Origin of the sequence: Rhodococcus sp. JVH1, from assembly GCF_000280725.2 — a bacterium.
In the GTDB taxonomy this organism is placed as follows: domain Bacteria; phylum Actinomycetota; class Actinomycetes; order Mycobacteriales; family Mycobacteriaceae; genus Rhodococcus_F; species Rhodococcus_F jostii_A.
Genome location: NZ_CP166289.1, coordinates 5268518 through 5285777 on the forward strand (window position 1 = coordinate 5268518; position 17260 = coordinate 5285777).

The 17260-nt window shown below is 67.6% G+C and carries 19 protein-coding genes; 6 read left to right on the plus strand and 13 right to left on the minus strand.

Going from position 1 to position 17260, the window contains the following annotated elements; translation table 11 throughout:
• Positions 1–154 precede the first annotated feature (154 nt).
• Positions 155–1018, plus strand: a complete 864-nt coding sequence (locus JVH1_RS24425) for a LysR family transcriptional regulator (RefSeq protein ID WP_009475239.1) — start codon at positions 155–157, stop codon at positions 1016–1018.
• On the opposite strand, the gene JVH1_RS24430 is transcribed toward JVH1_RS24425, so the two are convergent.
• A complete protein-coding gene (locus JVH1_RS24430; protein ID WP_009475238.1) occupies positions 1008–1376 on the minus strand; it encodes an MmcQ/YjbR family DNA-binding protein in 369 nt (122 codons plus the stop codon). The genes JVH1_RS24425 and JVH1_RS24430 overlap by 11 nt on opposite strands.
• A gap of 170 nt (positions 1377–1546) precedes the next feature.
• Here JVH1_RS24430 and JVH1_RS24435 point away from each other — a divergent pair, with 170 nt between their 5' ends.
• The gene (locus tag JVH1_RS24435; protein WP_009475237.1) at positions 1547–1966 is read left to right on the plus strand and encodes a carboxymuconolactone decarboxylase family protein; all 420 of its coding nucleotides are present in this window, start codon (positions 1547–1549) and stop codon (positions 1964–1966) included.
• Between the two features lie 16 nt (positions 1967–1982).
• On the opposite strand, the gene aztD is transcribed toward JVH1_RS24435, so the two are convergent.
• From aztD to aztB, 4 genes are all read right to left on the minus strand, one after another.
• The gene (gene aztD, locus JVH1_RS24440) at positions 1983–3137 is read right to left on the minus strand and encodes a zinc metallochaperone AztD (protein WP_009475236.1); all 1155 of its coding nucleotides are present in this window, start codon (positions 3135–3137) and stop codon (positions 1983–1985) included.
• A gap of 75 nt (positions 3138–3212) precedes the next feature.
• Entirely contained in the window at positions 3213–4124 is a 912-nt protein-coding gene (gene aztC, locus JVH1_RS24445; protein ID WP_043779112.1) for a zinc ABC transporter substrate-binding protein AztC, read from the minus strand.
• A gap of 5 nt (positions 4125–4129) precedes the next feature.
• Complete coding sequence (locus JVH1_RS24450; protein WP_009475234.1) at positions 4130–5404, minus strand: hypothetical protein; 1275 nt, start codon at positions 5402–5404, stop codon at positions 4130–4132.
• A complete protein-coding gene (aztB, locus tag JVH1_RS24455) occupies positions 5405–6271 on the minus strand; it encodes a zinc ABC transporter permease AztB (RefSeq protein ID WP_009475233.1) in 867 nt (288 codons plus the stop codon). It lies immediately after the preceding gene.
• An 18-nt stretch (positions 6272–6289) separates the two neighbouring features.
• On the opposite strand from aztB, the gene aztA reads away from it, so the two are divergent.
• Entirely contained in the window at positions 6290–6925 is a 636-nt protein-coding gene (gene aztA, locus JVH1_RS24460; RefSeq protein WP_009475232.1) for a zinc ABC transporter ATP-binding protein AztA, read from the plus strand.
• Here the strand turns inward: aztA and JVH1_RS24465 are convergent.
• The 3 genes from JVH1_RS24465 to JVH1_RS24475 form a co-directional block, all read right to left on the minus strand.
• Positions 6906–7298 carry a VOC family protein gene (locus JVH1_RS24465; RefSeq protein ID WP_009475231.1) on the minus strand — a complete coding sequence of 131 codons (393 nt, stop codon included), beginning with the start codon at positions 7296–7298 and terminating at the stop codon, positions 6906–6908. The genes aztA and JVH1_RS24465 overlap by 20 nt on opposite strands.
• A 25-nt stretch (positions 7299–7323) precedes the next feature.
• A complete protein-coding gene (locus JVH1_RS24470) occupies positions 7324–7797 on the minus strand; it encodes a VOC family protein (RefSeq protein WP_009475230.1) in 474 nt (157 codons plus the stop codon).
• Between the two features lie 91 nt (positions 7798–7888).
• Entirely contained in the window at positions 7889–9166 is a 1278-nt protein-coding gene (locus tag JVH1_RS24475) for an aromatic acid/H+ symport family MFS transporter (RefSeq protein ID WP_043779059.1), read from the minus strand.
• A gap of 194 nt (positions 9167–9360) precedes the next feature.
• Between JVH1_RS24475 and JVH1_RS24480 the strand changes: the two genes are divergently transcribed.
• From JVH1_RS24480 to JVH1_RS24490, 3 genes are all read left to right on the plus strand, one after another.
• Positions 9361–11430 carry an acyltransferase family protein gene (locus tag JVH1_RS24480; RefSeq protein WP_043779057.1) on the plus strand — a complete coding sequence of 690 codons (2070 nt, stop codon included), beginning with the start codon at positions 9361–9363 and terminating at the stop codon, positions 11428–11430.
• Positions 11431–11446: 16 nt separating this feature from the next.
• Complete coding sequence (locus JVH1_RS24485) at positions 11447–12184, plus strand: IclR family transcriptional regulator (RefSeq protein ID WP_009475227.1); 738 nt, start codon at positions 11447–11449, stop codon at positions 12182–12184.
• Positions 12185–12275: 91 nt separating this feature from the next.
• Positions 12276–13454 carry a 4-hydroxybenzoate 3-monooxygenase gene (locus JVH1_RS24490; RefSeq protein ID WP_009475226.1) on the plus strand — a complete coding sequence of 393 codons (1179 nt, stop codon included), beginning with the start codon at positions 12276–12278 and terminating at the stop codon, positions 13452–13454.
• A 32-nt stretch (positions 13455–13486) separates the two neighbouring features.
• Here JVH1_RS24490 and JVH1_RS24495 read toward each other — a convergent pair whose 3' ends face one another.
• The 5 genes from JVH1_RS24495 to JVH1_RS24515 are packed head-to-tail and all read right to left on the minus strand — an operon-like array spanning position 13487 to position 16981.
• Positions 13487–14113, minus strand: coding sequence for a TetR family transcriptional regulator (locus tag JVH1_RS24495; protein WP_009475225.1), 627 nt, complete (start codon positions 14111–14113; stop codon positions 13487–13489).
• Between the two features lie 10 nt (positions 14114–14123).
• The gene (locus tag JVH1_RS24500) at positions 14124–15398 is read right to left on the minus strand and encodes an NAD(P)/FAD-dependent oxidoreductase (RefSeq protein ID WP_009475224.1); all 1275 of its coding nucleotides are present in this window, start codon (positions 15396–15398) and stop codon (positions 14124–14126) included.
• Positions 15395–15580 (minus strand): rubredoxin, encoded by a 186-nt coding sequence (locus tag JVH1_RS24505; protein ID WP_009475223.1) that lies wholly within the window; start codon positions 15578–15580, stop codon positions 15395–15397. Before JVH1_RS24505 ends, JVH1_RS24500 begins: the two co-directional genes overlap by 4 nt.
• Position 15581: 1 nt before the next feature.
• Complete coding sequence (locus JVH1_RS24510) at positions 15582–15749, minus strand: rubredoxin (RefSeq protein ID WP_005251085.1); 168 nt, start codon at positions 15747–15749, stop codon at positions 15582–15584.
• Positions 15749–16981, minus strand: coding sequence for an alkane 1-monooxygenase (locus tag JVH1_RS24515; RefSeq protein ID WP_009475222.1), 1233 nt, complete (start codon positions 16979–16981; stop codon positions 15749–15751). Before JVH1_RS24515 ends, JVH1_RS24510 begins: the two co-directional genes overlap by 1 nt.
• Between the last annotated feature and the right edge of the window lie 279 nt (positions 16982–17260).

The following is a 17260-nucleotide window of genomic DNA, read 5'->3' on the forward strand; positions in this document are numbered from 1 at the left end:
GAGCGGCATCTGAGGGTGACTCGCCCTCGACTTCGTTCCATTAGAGACCGCCCTCACAGGGATTGTCCAAGCCCTGTTGAGCACACCAGCTATACGCAGTAGGCATAGCCGGTGTCGTATCCTGGTCGAACGCCTGCAGTGGAGGAAACCGACCGTGGAGTTTCGCCATCTTCATTACTTCTTGGCTATAGCCGAAGAAGGATCGTTCAACCGCGCTGCGGAGCGGTTGCGGATTTCTCAACCGTCCCTCAGCCGGCAGGTGCAGGCGCTGGAGAGGGAACTCGGCCAGGCGTTGTTCGACAGAACGGCACGTGGCGCCACTCCGACCGTCGCGGGCGAGGCACTCCTCCAGCACGCACGACAACTGCTGGCGCTCGAGGCTGCAACCCAGGAAGTGGTGTCCGGCGCGACCGAGATCCGGGAAGTCGTCACGATCGGCGTCCCACCGGGTACGTCCAGCGAATGGCTCGTGAGCATGGTCGGCCGCCTCGACGACGAGGTGCCCGGATGCGCGCTACAACTCGTCGAGGCGAACAGCACGAACCAACTGCGGATGCTCCGGGAAGGGCGACTCGACCTGTGCATGGTGCACCAATCACCGCCCAGTGATTGCTCGTCGTGGAAACTCCGCGAAGAGCCGTTCGGGCTCGCCGTTCGCCCCGGCCACACCCTGGCGTCTGCAGAATCCTGCTCGCTGCGGGATCTCGATGGGCTCCGGGTGCTCGTCCATTCCCGCGACCAGGTCCCCACGCAGCAGGACGGGTTGATCGGCGCGGCGGTGGAGGCCGGTATCCGGCCGTACTGGCAGTTCGCGCAGTTCGTCGAGCACGCGCTCGCCGGTGCGGCTGCCGCGAAGGCGGACGCTGTGCTGGTGAGCCGGTACACGGCGGAGAAACAGATGCCGGGGTGGCCCTGGCACCCGCTGACCGAGCTGCCGCTGGCAATGACGACGTGGCTGGTGTGTCAGCGGCACACGAGGGCGGTGGTCGGCGACGTGACGACAGCCATCATGTCCTGAAATGCAGGCCCGCCGCGGCGTCGTACGCCGCCACGACCCGCTTCGGGGCGGTGAGACGCCACGCCTCCTCGACGAGTTCGGCCAGTTCTTCGGCGTCGACGCGGTCGAGGACGACGTCGATCCAGCCCCACCGCCCGAAGAACGGTGCGACCAGGAAGACGTCGGGATCCTCCTGCAGCAGAGCCGCCTGCATTTCCTTCGTCGCTTTGAGGCAGACGGTGGGGGCGCCGTAACCGACGAGACCGAACATCTTCTTGCGGACGCGGAACGTCGGCTGGTCGCCCCAGTTGGCGATCACCACCTCGTGCGCCTCCGGCAACGCCAGCATCATCGCGCGCACGTCGTGTTCGGTGGGCATCACAGCTCCTGGGCAGCGGGTCGGTGGTCCGGGACCTTTATATCCCGGATCACCGACAGCCCGGACCGTGGTGGGCGCGGAGACGCGATGGTCCGAGGCAGGCGGGCGCTCCGTCGTCGAATCGTAGAGTGACTCCCGAACACGTAGGCGCTGTGAAGAGGAGTGAACCCATGACCAGTGAAGAACCCGGGAAGCGGAGTCCGGCCGTCGAGGCGGGGCTGACGGTGCGGCGTGAGGTGATGGGCCCCGACTTCGTCGAGCGGGCACTCACTCGCACGGCGGGGACCGACAGCGAGCAGCTCCAGGAGTTCGTCACCGAGCACGTCTGGGACGCCGTGTGGAACCGGCCGGGGCTGGACCGGCGCAGCCGCAGCCTCCTCAACCTCGGCATGCTCATCGCGCTGCGTGCGCACGGTGAACTGAAGGGCCACGTGCGGGGTGCACTGCGAAACGGTCTGACCCGCACCGAGATCGTCGAGGCGGTGATCCACGCGAGCGCCTACTGCGGCGCCCCCGCCGGGTTGTCGGCGATGGCGGTGGTGCAGGAGGCGCTCGACGCGGAACTGGGACCGCTGGAAGCCGAAGGCTGACGCCGGGCTACGCGAATCAGCCCGTGACGCCGGTGATCTCGTTCGGGGTCTCCGGCAGGTCGGCCTGCCCGGATACGGTCCAGGTGTCGAGGTCGATCGCGTGGATCTTCTTGTTCGCGGGGTCGGTCACGTAGGCGGTGTGGTCCTGCACGTACAGCGCGGGCCGCGGCGACTGCCACTTGTCCGGCTCGGTCCACGGATCGAGGACGTCGACGGTGCGGCTCACCGCCTTGGTGTTCGGGTCGATCACGTGCACTGCGCCGTCGGTGCCGAGGACGAGGGCCTCACCGTGCGGGGCTCGACCGAGCGAGCGGAACGTGTAGCTGGTGCCCAGGTCGACGAGGGAGAGTTGTCCGGTGGCGGTGTCGGTGAGCGAGACCCGTTCGGGGCGTTCGAGTTCGGCGTCGGGATCGGTCTTGTAGTCGCCCAGGATCATCGGTGAATTCTCGTCGCCGGCCTGGTTTCCGATGCGCCCGTAGGGGTCCGGGCTGGTGACCTTGGTGATGACGCCGCCCCGGTAGATCAGCAGGCCGTTCTGGCATCCCACGACCACCGTCTCGCCGGCGGCGACGGCCTCACCGTGCACACCGGGGCAGTCCTCGTTGCGCGCGATCTCCTTGCGGTCGCGGTCGAGTACGACGATGCCGGTGCGCTCGTCCTCGTTGCCGACGGTGGTGAGCAGGCTGCCGTCGGAGAGTTCCACGGCCACTCCGTGATGCGCCTCCGGCGTCGTGAACTCGGTGGTGTCGGGTGTGCCTTCGGAGAGTCCGGCCGGATCGAACACGCGCACCAGTCCGGTGCCGTCGTCGAACAACACGGTCTTGCCGTCGTGCCGGACCACGTGTCCGGGCGTCTTCGCCTCGAACGCGACGTCGGTGAGGGCGGGTTCGGCGGTGTCGAGGGCGGTGAAACTGTTTCCGGTGCTGACCAGCACGTGCCGGTCGTCGCCTGCGGGGTTGAGCCGGGTGAATCCGTCCACCTCGGCCGAACCGACCACGTCGAGGCTTTGCGCGTCGAGAACCAGCACGCCGCCGTCGTAGCTCAGTGCCAGCCGCGGTGTGGCCGAGTCGGTGGTGGTCGCTTCGGCCGTGCCGGAGTCGGTGGAGCAGGACGTGAGCAGTGTCGCCGAGAGTGCCACGGCGGCAACGGCGGTGGGGAGAGGACTACGCATAAGGGTCACCCCGGAGAATTAACTCTTATTGCAAACGGTTGTCAAAGTCGGAAGTGTGCATGTGTGAATGCATCGCTATTTCAACCCCTCCGCGATCGCCAGGGAGTTCGAATCCATCATCTCGATGTACGTGCCCGCGCCCGAGCCGTTTTCGCCCAGTGATTCCGTGAACAGCGAGACGACGTCGACGGGAACACCGGCCTCCGAGGCCAAGACTTGCGCGAGCCGATCGGGCTGGGAGGAGTCGACGAAGATCGCGGGAACCCGCGTCGCGGTGATCGTCGCGGCGAGGTCCGAGAGGTCGGACGCGCTGGGCGACGCCAGGGTGGTCCCGCTGGGAATCACCGCCCCCACGGTGTCGAAGCCGAAACGTTCGGCCAGATAACCGAAGACGTGATGATTGGTCACGAGCTTTCGCCGGTCTGCGGGGACCGTCGCGAACCTGTCCGACATCCGGGCTGTGAGTTCCTCGAGCTGCCGAGCATAGCTGTCCGAGTTCGTGCGGACGGCCCCTGCGTCGATCTCCGGCACGTGGTCGATCACCGCGTCGCGGATCAGTGCGACGGCCTCTCGCATACGGTCCGGATCGGTCCAGATGTGCGGATCCAGGGTGCCCGTGGACTTTCCGGAACGGTGCTCGATCGGCCGCACGGCCTCACCGACCTGCAGAATCGGAACTCCCTCGGAGTGTGCGGTGTCGACGGTCTTGCCGATTCCCTCCTCGAGTCCGAGACCGTTCGACACGAGGAGGTCGGCGCGCTCCACCCGCGCGGCGTCCGAGGCGGAGATCTCGAACGAATGGGGATCGGCACCTCTCGGCATCAGCACCATCACGTCGGCCTGGTCGCCGACGACGTTCTTCACCACATCACCCAGAATGTTCGTGGTCACGACCACGATCGGTCCGTCGGAGGCGCCCGGGGAACACGCCGTCACGAACAGCGTCACGACTGCGGCCAGCAGGGTCAGCGGCAGCGGGCGCTGCATCGCGCTCACAGCCCGACCACGCCGAGGGTGGACGCGGCGACTCCGACGTCGAGAGTTCGCGCCACCCGCGCGTCGTCGCGGAAGTCGATCTCGGTCACCGTCTTCGACGCGGGATCCGAGACGTACGCGCGATTGCCGCCGACGACGACGGCAGGCAGGGTTGCGGACTCGTCGCTCCCGTCGTAGGGGGCGGCCAGGACGTGCGAGGACGCGGTCTCCGCGCCGGTCGTCGTGTCGTACACGCGGAAGGTGCCGTCCGCGAGGACCGCGAACACGGAGCGACCGTCGCCCGCCAGTGCGACGCTCAGCGCGCGATCCGGCGTCCGGACGTGCGTCCACCCGCGGGTGCGGGCATCGAAGACCAGCACCCCGTCGTTGGTGGCGGCGGGTCCGGCGGCGGCGACGTGGATCGGCAGGCCGTCGTGTCCGTGGATCGACGTGGGCCGGGTGGCGGCGCCGATGCCTGCCGGGTAGGGAACCTTCTCCGACGTCCACGCCCCGGCGGCGGTGGTCGCGAGGAACAGTCCGTCGCCGCACGCGGCGAGTACGTTCGTGTCGGACACCGCCGTGCCGTGCATGTTCGGGCAGGCGGTGTCGAAGCTCTGCTCGACCTCCCCGTCCGCGGTGTGGACCTCGAACGTGCCGGGGCGGGAATCGGTTCCGTCCGCGGCCGAGTGCGACACCACGAATCGGTCGGCGATCGGCAGGGCGACGCCGTGGTGCGGTGCGTCGGCGTCCACGACGGCCCCGACGTCGATGCTGTCCTTGCGGAGGGCGGCGAACTCGATCACGCGGGCGAGTCCGTCGCCGTCGAAGAACGTCGCCACCTTGTCGTCGCCTGCGATCACGTGCGCCGGCTTGCCGCCCTCGAGGGCGCCGAGTTCGACCGGTGGCTTGGTGTACGAGTGAGTGTGATCACCGTGGTCGATGGTCCAGGAACCGGCGTCCACGACATGCACCGCGCCGCCCGCGCCGTCCACGGCGAACGCGTAGCGGTCCTTCACCGTCGTCACCCGCGTCGGGTTGTCGAACTCGAACGACTGGAGAGTCTCTGCCGTCGCGAGGTCGAGCACGTCCACGCGGCCGGAATCGGCGTCCGACACGACGAGCCGGGGTTCGGGCCCCTCGACCTCGGTGGATCCGGCCTCGGCGACAAGGTCGCTACCCGGTTGGCTCCGGCCGTCGGGGGACGCGGACTCCTCCTGGGGAGATGCGCAGCCGCCGAGGGCCAGCGCGGCGACCGCGGCGATTGCTGCGTGGGCGAGGGTCGTGTTCGGCATTCAGGGTCTCCATCTATCGAACGGTATCGGGGTCGGCAAAAGGGCAGGCCGAAGTCGTCGCGCCGCCGACCTGGCGAGGGCCGCGACGAAGAACTGGAGCACGGCGATTCCGGCGATCGTCGCGCCCGCAGCGGTGTCGGCATTCCACGACACGATCAGCCCGGCGAACGTGGCGGACCAGCCGAGGAGCACGGCAATTGCCATCGTCGCGCCGATCGACCTGCCGAACAGTGCTGCGGTGGCGGACGGGGCGACGAGGAGGCCGAACACGAGCAGGGTGCCGACGATGCGGAACGAGGCGACCACCGCGAGGACCACCAGTGCGAGCAGTGCGAGGTGCGCCCATCGCGGCTGCAGGCCCAGGGTGTGGGCCTTGCGTTCATCGAAGACGAGGGCGACGAACGGGCGGTACGCGATCACCGAGACGATCCCGGCGACCGCGGCCGCCGCCGCGAGCCAGAGCAGATCTCCTCGTGTCGCCGACAGGACATCGCCGAACAGGAAGGCTGTGAGATCGACCGCGAACGACCGTGCGCGCGAGACGATCACGACCCCCAGCGCGAGCATGCCGACGAACAGCAGGCCGATCCCGGTGTCCTCGGACAGTCGCGAGTTCTTCGAGACCCAGGCGACGCCGAGGATCATGACGACCGCACTCACGGCCGCGCCGACGAGGAGATTCGCGCCGGCAAGATAGGCGACGGCCACTCCGGGCAGCATGCCGTGTGAGATGGCCTCGCTCATGAACGCCATGCCGCGCAACACGACCCACGTGCCCACAAGCCCGCAGAGGACGGACACCAGCATTCCCGCGAAGAGCGCACGCCGGACGAAGGACACCATCAGGGGGTCGAGTAGCCACTGCACTCTGCTAATCTAACGATAATGATTGTCGTAAGCGAAATCGCGGTTCGGTACGGCCCGACCCCGGCGTTGAACGGTGTGAGCGTGCGGCTCACGCCGGGCACCGTCACGGCCGTCGTGGGGCACAACGGCTCGGGAAAATCGACGCTCCTGCAGTGCCTGGCCGGCATCGCGCGACCGACGGCGGGACGGATCGACGGCACGAAGGGGTTGGGCACGGCATATGTGCCGCAACGCAATGCGGTGAGCGATCAGCTACCGCTGACCGTGCGCGAGGTGGCGGCCATGGGAGCCTGGCACCGGCGTGGCTTGTGGCGACGGCTCACTCCCGGCGACCGGGAGGCCGTCGACGAGGCGCTGAACAGGCTCGGTCTCGCAGACCTCGGCCGGCGGCGGATCGGCACACTGTCGGGCGGCCAGCGTCAACGTGCCCTGCTCGCGCAGGCGCTCGTGCAACGCGGCGACCTGTTACTCCTCGACGAGCCGACCACCGGTCTCGACGCGGAAGCCCGCGCGGTGATCGGCGACATCGTCGGCGAAGAGGCCGCGCGCGGTGCGACCGTCGTCGTGGCCACACACGAATCCCACGACGCGGAACGCGCCGACCAGGTGCTGACCCTGTCGTCGGGGGTGCAACTCACCCCACTTCGACGATGACCAGTTTGTTGCCGTCCGGGTCGCGGAAGTAGAACATGGGCGGCACGTAGTCGCCCATCCGCAGCACCTCCGCGTCCACGTCGACGCCGTTCGCCGACAGGGTCGCATGGTCGGCGTCGGCGTCCGAGGTGGTCAGGCGGATGCCCGTCTCGACGCCCACCGGGACGCCGTCACGGGTCGGGACGAGCGCGATCGACGTCGCCGATCCCGGTGGCGCCACCTCCACCCACCGCTGTCCGGGGCTGAACTCCGCATCCGTACGGCGTTCGAAACCGAGTGCGCCCACATAGAATTCGAGCGACCGATCCTGATCGGTCACGGGAACCGCGACCGTGTGTACCCCGTTGATGTGGGTCCTGCGCTCTTCGGTCATGCCGTCCACCTCCCGTAGGCAGGCGTCACGCCTGCTCGGCCGCCTTCTCGAGTTCGGCGACGTCGAGTTTGCGCATCTTCAGCATCGCCTGCATGGCGCGCTGCGCCTTCGCGTCGTCCGGGTCGCGCATGAGTTCGTACAGCCGCTCCGGGACCACCTGCCAGGACACCCCGAAACGGTCCTTGACCCAACCGCATTGGCTTTCCTCGCCGCCGTCGGTGAAGGCGTCCCAGTACCGGTCCACTTCTTCCTGGTCGGCACACAGGATCTCGAAGGAGATGGCCTCGTCGAACGTGAACTGCGGGCCCCCGTTGAGCGCGATGAACGGCTGCCCGTTGATCTCGAAGGACACCGTCAACACCGCCCCCTCCGGACCGGGAGTGTTCGGACCGTAGTGGGTGACCTCCGTGATCCGCGAATTCGGAAACAGGGACGTGTAGAACTTCGCGGCCTCTTCGCCTTCGGTGTCGAACCAGAGGCAGGGGGTGATGGGTTTCATGGCGCAGTTCCTCTCGCAGGTCCTCGTCGATTCATCCTCGCCGATATAGACCGCGCCCACCCCCGAAACTCATCGGACGGCTGTCAGGAGTTCAGCGCACCGTCCGCGTCGACGAGATGGCGATCGCTCCGAACAGTCCTACCAGGGCGAATGCGTAGAAGCCCCACGGAACCGCGTAGCCGGCGCCCAGCAGGACGCCGCCGAGGATCGGACCGCAGATCGCGCCCACCCGGCCCACACCGGCCGACCAGCCGAGGGCGGTGGCGCGGATCTGCGGCGGGTGGTTGGCGCTCGTGAACGCGTACACGAGAACCTGGGCGCTGAACACGAAGCAACCGGCGAGGAACACCAGGGCGTAGATGCCGAACGACACCTTGACGCTGAGCAGGGCGAGGAACATCGCGGCGCCCGCGAACCAGATGATGGCTGCGGTGCGCGGGCCGATCTTGTTGGCGACGCCGCCCGCGATCAGCAGTCCGACCACCGCGCCCGCGTTGAGGATCAGCAGGAACGTCAGCGACGCGCCGAGGTTGTAGCCCGCCTCGCGCATGATCGTCGGCAGCCACGTGTTGAGGCCGTAGACGAGCAGCAGTCCCATGAACGACGTGACCCAGATGGCGATGCTGTTGCGCAGGAACGGACGCGAGAACAGGGCGCGCACCGGGTTCGCCGAGGCCGCGACGGGAGCGTCGGCGGCGGGTGCCGCTTCCAGTTCCAGGCCGTACTGCTTCGCGACGGCCTCGGCCTCGGCGCGCTTGCCGTGCGCCAGCAGGTACGCCGGGGACTCGGGGAGGTACCGCAGCATCAGCGGAATCAGGACCACGGCGGGCAGTGCGCCGACGACGAACATCGAACGCCAGCCGAACGGTTCGATCAGCACGATCGCCAGCGCAGCGGTCGCGACGGCGCCCACGTGATATCCGGTCATCAGCAGCGTCGACGCGGAGCCGCCACCCTGCCTCTTCGAGAACTCGTTGACCAGGGCCAGCGCCGTCGGCAGTGCGCCGCCGAGTCCGACTCCCGCGAGGAAACGGAACAGTCCGAAGAAGAACGGATTGGGTGCCACCGCGCAGAGGAGCGTGAGAACGGAGAACGCCGCAACGGCATACAGGAGGGCCCGCCGGCGTCCGATGACGTCGGTGAGCGTCCCGATGACCAGCGCGCCGATGGTCATGCCGACCAGGCCGAAAGTCGAGATGAACGTGATCGTTCCCATGGTCAGACCCCAGTCCTCGTAGTCGAGGAGGGAAGGGATGACGGCGCCGAGGACCACCAGGTCGAAGCCGTCGAGCAGCACGGCTACCCAGCAGAGGGGCGCGACCCAGAGGGCGGTGGAGGCGCGGGCGGCGCTTCGTTGGGAAGTGGTCATGGTGTCCTCGACGTTCGGCGGTGATGTGCGCGGGTCGTTCGCGATGCGAACCCTAGTTCTATAGGCGGACTTATTGTGTGGCGCGCCATAGTTGCCTGTCAAACATCGGCTACTCCACACCCCGGTTGGTCAAGAACTGGTAAACCCCGTGTGGATAATCGATCGGGTACCGAGTCGATGAGCCAGGACGGATTGTGAGACCCAACCCCCAGGTGGCGGCGAGCCGTCCGAGCCACGCCGCGGCACCACCGTCGGCCGCAAGCGGTTACCGGTACGACCTCGACGGTCTGCGCGGAATCGCGATCGCGCTGGTCGTGGTCTATCACGTGTGGTTCGGGCGGGTGTCCGGCGGCGTCGACATCTTCCTGGTCCTCTCCGGGTTCTTCTTCACCGGCATGCTCGTGCGACGTGCCGGGGCGGATTCGGGTCCGTCGATTCCCGCCGTCCTGCGGCGCACCGCCCGCCGGCTGCTGCCCGCACGCGTGGTGGTGTCGGCCGCTACCGCGGTCGTGACCGTGATCCAGCGGCCGTTCACGCAGTGGTCGGGGATCGCGGATCAACTCCTCGCGTCACTGCTGTACGTGCAGAACTGGCAGCTGGCCCGGACGGCGTCCGACTACGCCGCCGCCGACGCGTCGGTCAGTCCGCTGCAGCACCTGTGGTCGATGTCCGTTCAGGGGCAGTTCTACGTGCTCGCCCTCGCGGTGGTGGCAGGTGTGGCCTGTATCTGCCGCCGCCGGATCGGTCTCGTGCGTCCCATCCTCGGCGGTGTGCTCGGTGCGGGGTTCGTGGCGTCCTTCACCTACGCGGCCGTGCTGTCGCAGGACCGGCAGTCGTGGGCGTACTTCGACACGTTCGCGCGACTGTGGGAGCTGCTCGCGGGCGCACTGCTCGCGCTCGTCGTGCACCGCGTCGCGCTGCCCCGGCGGTGGCGGACCGTCCTCGCGGTGTCGGGGTTCGCCGTTGTCCTCGGGTGCGGGTTCCTCGTCGACGGCGCCGCCCTGTTCCCCGGACCGGCGGCCCTGATCCCGGTCGGTGCGGCGGTGGCGCTGATCCTCGCGGGCGCCGGCCGGTCCGAGCAGCCGGGGGTCGTGACGATGATGGCGTCGCGGCCGTTCGTCGAACTCGGTGGCCTGGCGTACTCGCTGTACCTGTGGCACTGGCCGATCCTCATTTTCTACCTCACGTGGCGGGAGCGGCCCGCGGTCGGAGCGCTCGGCGGACTCGCGGTGATCCTCGTGTCGATGGTGCTGGCCTGGCTCACCCAGCGGCTGATCGAAGCGCGGTTCCAGACCGGGTTCGCCCGTCCGAGGCGGGTGATGACCGCGCTGGTCGCGATCCTCGGCGTCGCCGTGGTCGGGACCGCATCCGGCTGGCACGTGTATCTGGTGCGCAACCCCGAGACGACCGCCCGGGTCGGTGAGCTGGACCCGTGGCTGTACCCGGGTGCGGCGTCGTTGACCGACGGCGCGTTCGCGCCGCGCACGAACATGCGACCCACCCTGCTCGAGGCGTCGGGAGATCTTCCGCAGCCGACCCTCGACGGCTGCATCTCCGATCTGAGCACACGCGACGTCGTCACTTGCGTGTACGGCGATCTCACCGCCGACCGGGCGATCGCCGTGGTGGGCAGTTCCCACGCCGAGCACTGGGTGCCCGCGCTCGATCGGATCGGGCAGCAGCGCGGCATCCGGGTCGAGACGTACCTCAAGATGGGGTGCCCGCTGACGGTCGCGGACGTCCCGCTGCTCGCCGGCGAGCCGTATCCCGACTGCGGCGACTGGTCCCGCGACGTCCTCGACCGTCTTCGTGACCACCGGCCGGACTGGGTGTTCTCGACGTCCTCGCGCCCCAACGAGGAGGGCGCCGGCGACGTCACCCCCGACGACTACGTGGGCCTGTGGGCGCGGCTCGCGGATTTCCGGCTCCCGTTCCTCGGCATCCGCGACACTCCGTGGCTGCACGACGACGGCGTCCCGTACTCGGCCGTCGACTGCCTGGCCGACGGCGGCGACGCCGACAGCTGCGGAATGCCCCGCGACGACGTGCTGGCCCCGGACAACCCCACACTCGAGGCGGCCCGCGACCTGCCGTCGGTGTATCCGCTCGACCTCACGGACGCCGTGTGTGACGTGGCGATCTGCCGCGTCGTGCAGGGAAACATTCTCGTGTACCACGATTCGCATCACCTCTCGGCGACGTACGTCCGGAGCCTGGTCCCCGAACTCGACCGGCAGATCGGCATCGCCACCCGCTGGTGGTGACCGGGATACTGGCGGCATGGCCGAAGACGACCGCAGCATGCTGGGACGTGCCTTCCTGGTGCTGGGTTCGTTCACCTCGGAGCGTCCTCGGCTGTCGCAGTCGGAGCTGAGCCGGCGCACCGGACTGCCGCTGCCGACGGTGCACCGGCTGTGCCGTCAACTGGTCGACAACGGCGCCCTCGAACGCGTCGACGACGGGCACTACGAGATCGGGGTGCGGCTGTGGGAGTTGGGTGCGCTCGCGCCCCGCGCCCACGGATTGCGGCAGGTGGCGTTGCCGTACCTCGAGGACCTGTACGAGGCGACGCGCGAGAACGTCCAGCTCGTGGTCCGGGAAGATCTCGAGGCGCTCTACATCGAACGGCTGTCGGCGCGGGGTGCCGTGACCGTCGTCGGGAGGGCCGGTGGCCGGTTGCCGCTGCACGCGTCGAGCGGCGGCCTGGTGCTGTTGGCGTTCGGCGGCAAAGACCTGCTCGACGAGGTTCTCGCGGCGGGCCTCGAACGCTTCACCCCGTCGACCATCACCACCGAACATCGGCTGCGCAGCACCCTCGACGACATTCGCCGGACCGGGTGGGTCACGTGCCGCGAACACCTCAACGTCGGAACGCTGGCCGTGGCCGCGCCGGTGTCGCGGTCGACGGGTGAGGTGGTGGCCGCGGTGTCCGTCGTGGTTCCGGCGGAGAAGGATCCCGCGCCCCTGATCCCGGCGGTGCGGGCGGCCGCGCGCGGCATTTCCCGCGGCGTCGCGTAGCTCGTCTTTCACTCAGTGAAAGAGGGGGTGTTGCGATCACACGGCGGGCAGCACAGTGACTGGTGTCACGAACTACGCGAGGAGTCTGCTCATGAACACACAGGTCGGGATCGTCGGCGGGGGTCCCGCAGGACTGATGCTGTCCCATCTCCTGCACCTGAAGGGCATCGATTCCGTCGTGCTCGAAATCCGCACCCGCGAGGAGGTGGAGGGCACGATCCGGGCCGGTGTGCTCGAACAGAACACCGTCGACCTGATGGTCGACACCGGACTCGGCGACCGCGTCAAGCGTGAAGGACTCACCCACCACGGCATCGAACTGCGGTTCGGCGGTCGCGGCCACCGCATCGACTTCGACGAACTGACCGGTGGCCGCGCCGTCACCGTCTACCCGCAGCACGAGGTCCTCAAGGATCTCATCGCCCGGCGTCTCGACGACGACGGCGACATCCGCTTCGGCGTCTCCGACGTGCAGGTTCTGGACCACACGTCCGACAACCCGAAGATCACCTACCTCGACGCCGACGGCAACGAGCAGACACTCACCTGCGCACTCGTCGCCGGCTGCGACGGCTCGCGGACCACCACCCGCGGTCTCATCCCCGAGACCACCGTGCGCACCGACCACTTCCGCCAGTACCCGTTCGCCTGGTTCGGCATCCTCGCCGAGGCCCCGCCGTCGTCCGAGGAACTGATCTACGCCAACCACCCCCGCGGCTTCGCGCTCATCAGCACCCGCACCCCGGAGGTCCAGCGGCACTACCTGCAGGTCGACCCGGACGACTCCGTCGACAATTGGTCCGACGACCGCATCTGGTCGGAACTGCACGCCCGCGTCGACGGCGAAGGCGCGGAGATTAAGGACGGCAAGATCTTCCAGAAGTCGATCCTGCAGTTCCGCAGCTTCGTGTGCGAACCCATGCAGCACGGCAACCTCTTCCTCGCCGGCGACGCCGCCCACACCGTGCCCCCCACCGGCGCCAAGGGCATGAACCTGGCGATCGCCGATGTGTACTTCCTGTCCAAGGCGATGGCCGAATACTTCGCCACCCGCAGCCGGGCCGGGCTCGAGGGTTACACCGACAGCGTCCTCCCGCGCGTGTGGCGGACCCAGCACTTCTCCTGGTGGATGTCCTCGATGCTGCACCGACTCCCCGACGACACCGGATTCGGCCACAAGCGGCAGGTCGCCGAACTGGACATGGTCACCCGCTCCGTGGCCGGCCGCACCCTCATCGCCGAGAACTACGTCGGCACGCCTTTGGGCTGACGCCCCCGTGAGTACTTATTAACGTCGGGCGGTTAATAAGTACTCACGGGTGGCGGAGCCGCAACGAACGGGGCGAACAGCCGGGCGGTGTTCGCCGACGCCGCCGCGGTGTCCTCGGGTGGGTTGGCGATGAAACTCAAGGCGAGCCGGACGATGGCGTGCGCGATGATGTCCGCGTCGTCCGGGGACGAGTTCACCCACGACCGTTGCAACGTCTGTGCCAGCCGTTCGGCCGCGGGGCGGATGATGATGTTGCTGTCCGTCGTGATCAGGCGCAACAGATCCTCGGGTGCCTTCCCCTGGTGCAGCGACATCACCAGGGGATCGGCTCCGCTGAGTTCGAAGAACGTCGCATACCCTTCCCGCAGAGCAGTTGTCGCGTCGCCGGGGTTCTCGTACAGAGCGGATTCGATGACGGTGACGAGGCTGTCGGTCAGCCGAAGTGCGTACCCCTCCGCCAACCCGCGCCGCGATCGGAACTCTTTGTAGATCGTCTGCCTGCTCAGCCCCGCGGCAACCGCGACGTCGGTCATGGTGATTGTCGGCCACGGACGTTCGAGCAGCAGTTCCCGAAGCGCATCGAGGGTTGTCTCCCGCATCAGCGACGTCGCGGCCAGCCGGTATCGACTCTGTCGCTCGGTGCGGTCGTCTGCGGACATGACCTCGATGCTAGCGGGCGGCCGCGACCCGACCTTCCCGCTCGCCGGCGAGCACGTCGGTCAGAGCAACCGACTCCTCCGCCAGCGCGGCGCGGTCGACTGTGCCGCCCCGGGCGATCATCGTGCGCACGGTGCGGAGGTCTTTCGGGCGGCCCACGGCGATGACCCCGACCGGCGTGCTCCCACGGACCGCGACCGCTGTGAAATCGCGATCGTCGATCGAACCGCGGACCACGTAGTCGTCGTCGAAACGGGTCGCGCCGGCGAACTGCACGTTGTGGCCGTACTGCGTGGACCACCCCCACGGAACGTCGGTGAACGGCATGGGCTTTCCGAGGATGGAGTGCGCGGCGGCAATCCCCTGCGCCTGAGCGCCGTTCCAATGTTCGGAACGGTATCGCTCGGAGTCACGCGCACCGGGGATGTTGGCCGCGTCTCCGGCCGCGTAGACGCCGTCGGCCGAGGTGCGAAACTGCCCGTCGACGGTGATGCCGTTGTGGACGCGCAGTCCCGCCGCGACCGCGAGCGTGACCTCGGGGACCGTGCCGACCGACACGAGGACGGTGCCTGCAGTCCAGCTGCGACCGTCGTCCGCGGTGGCGCGGGCGGAGCCGTCGTCGCTCACGTCGAGCGAGGACAGGGCGACATCCGTGCGGACGTCGACGCCGTTCTCGGAGTGCAGCGACGCGATCATCGTCGAGATTTCCGGGGGCACAATTCGACTGAGGAGCGACGGGTCCCGTTCGAGGACGGTGACCTCCGCGCCGAGCGACCGCGCCGTGGCCGCGACCTCACATCCGATGAGACCTCCGCCGATCACGAGCAGGGAACCGGTGCGCCGAATCGACTCGCGAAGGGAATCGGCATCGGCCATCGACCGCAGAGTGAACACGTGCGCACCGGAGACACCCTCGAGTTTCCGGGCCCGGCCACCGGTCGCGAGCAGCAGGGCACTGTACGACAGTGTTACTCCGGACGAGAGCGTCAGCAACTTCCGCCGGGTGTCGAGTTCGACTGCCGTTGCACCGGTGATCAATTCGATATCTCTTTCCTTCCAGAAAGAGTCCGGTTTCAGCGCGGTCTTCTCCGCGGCCGTGGCACCCGACAGGAAGTCCTTCGACACCGTCGGCCGCCGATACGGCGGTGCGGGTTCGTCTCCGATCAGGACGACGCGCCCGCTGAAGCCTTCCGACCGGAGCGTCTGCGCGGCGCTCGCCCCTGCGATACCGGACCCCACGATGACCACCGTCGACAGTTCCGTGGCAAGGTTCGACAGTGCGCTCACGCCCGGCTGACCTCGACCATGTCGAAGTCCGCCTTGGCGGCCCCGCAGTCGGGGCACGACCAGTCCTCGGGAATATCGTCCCACCTGGTGCCGGGCTCGATGCCGTCCTCCGGCCATCCCTCGGCCTCGTCGTATTCGAATCCGCATTGGGCGCAGCGGTAAAGCTTGAAATCGGTACTCATGTCACGCCACCTTCGGGTCGAAATCGATCTTTTCGCGGACCCCGCAGTCGGGGCAGCACCAGTCGTCGGGCACATCGGCCCACGCGGTGCCGGCGGGGAATCCCTCACGCGGTGCGCCGGACGCCTCGTCGTAGACGTAGTCGCAGACCGGGCACTGGTAGGCGGCCATCACCGAACTCCGCCGCTGTACTTGGCCAGCACCTTCTCGCGCTTGCCGGGTTGGATGTTCACGCGCGTGATGTCGCCGTCGTAGTGGTCGAGCACGCGGTGATCCATCACCTTGCGCCAGAGCGGCGGGAAGTACGCGAGCGTGATCATGCTGGCGTAGCCGCTGGGCAGGTTGGGGGCGCCGTCCATGCTCCGGAGCGTCTGGTACCGCCTGGTCGGGTTCGCGTGATGGTCGCTGTGACGCTGCAAGTGGTACAAGAAGATATTGGTCACGATGTGGTCGGAGTTCCAGCTGTGTGAGGGAGCGCAGCGCTCGTAGCGGCCGCTGGCGGTCTTCTGACGCATCAAGCCGTAGTGCTCGAGGTAGTTGACCGTCTCGAGGAGAGAGAAACCGTAGACCGCCTGAATGATCAGGAACGGGATGACGACCGGACCGAAGATGGCGATGAGCACACCGAACAGCGCGACCGACATGAGCCAGGCATTGAGCACATCGTTGTGAATGCTCCACGTGCTCTTGCCGAGTCGCTGCATCCGCGTCTTCTCGAGCTCCCAGGACGACTTCAGGCTTCCCCAGACGCTGCGGGGCAGGAACGTCCAGAAGCTCTCACCGAAGCGTGAACTCGCCGGATCCTCCGGCGTGGCAACCCGAACGTGGTGGCCACGGTTGTGCTCGATGTAGAAGTGACCGTAGAAGGTCTGCGCGAGAGTGATCTTGGCCAGCCACCGTTCGAGCTCGGTCTTCTTGTGGCCCATCTCGTGTGCGGTGTTGATGCCGATGCCGCCCATGACGGCGACGGTGAACGCGACGCCGACCTTCGACACCAGCCCGAGGCCGCCGTCGATGCCGAGCCAGGAGAGGTTGTCCGCCGACCAGAGGTAGCACGCGAACACCAGGCTCGCCATCTGGAACGGGATGAACACGTAGGTGCAGTACCGGTAGTACCTGTCGTTCTCGAGCTGTTCCATCACTTCCTCGGGAGGGTTCTGGCCGTCGGGCCCGAAGAACCTGTCGAGGAGTGGAAGCAGTCCGAACAGCAGCAGGGCGCCGATCCACCACCACACCGGAGCCGCCGCCGACCATCCCAATTGGTTGAAAGCCCACACGAGCCCCGCAGCGAGGAACAGTGAGGTCGGGGGAATCAATCCCATCAACCACAGGTAGCGCTTGCGGTCACGCCACGCTTCCGGTGGTGCCTCTCCTGCCATCCTGCTGATATTCGACGTCGTCACGATCCGAACCTCCTCGTCCAGTGGCCGTACCGGTATGAACCAGCTCACTCTCAGTTGGACAGTACACGGACTTTGATCCAGGGTCTAGACAAATATGAAGATTTGTAAATCCCGCGTGGTGCAGTGCTCTAACGCCGGGGTCTTCGCTGCCGATAGAGAGATCGACACCGTTGCACCGTGCTGAGGAGGCCCTCGATGTTCCGCGACCCCGGACTTCCCGACTGGCTCGAATTCGTCCTCGGCCTGCTCGGGTACCGCTGGTAGCTTCACCTGTGAGTA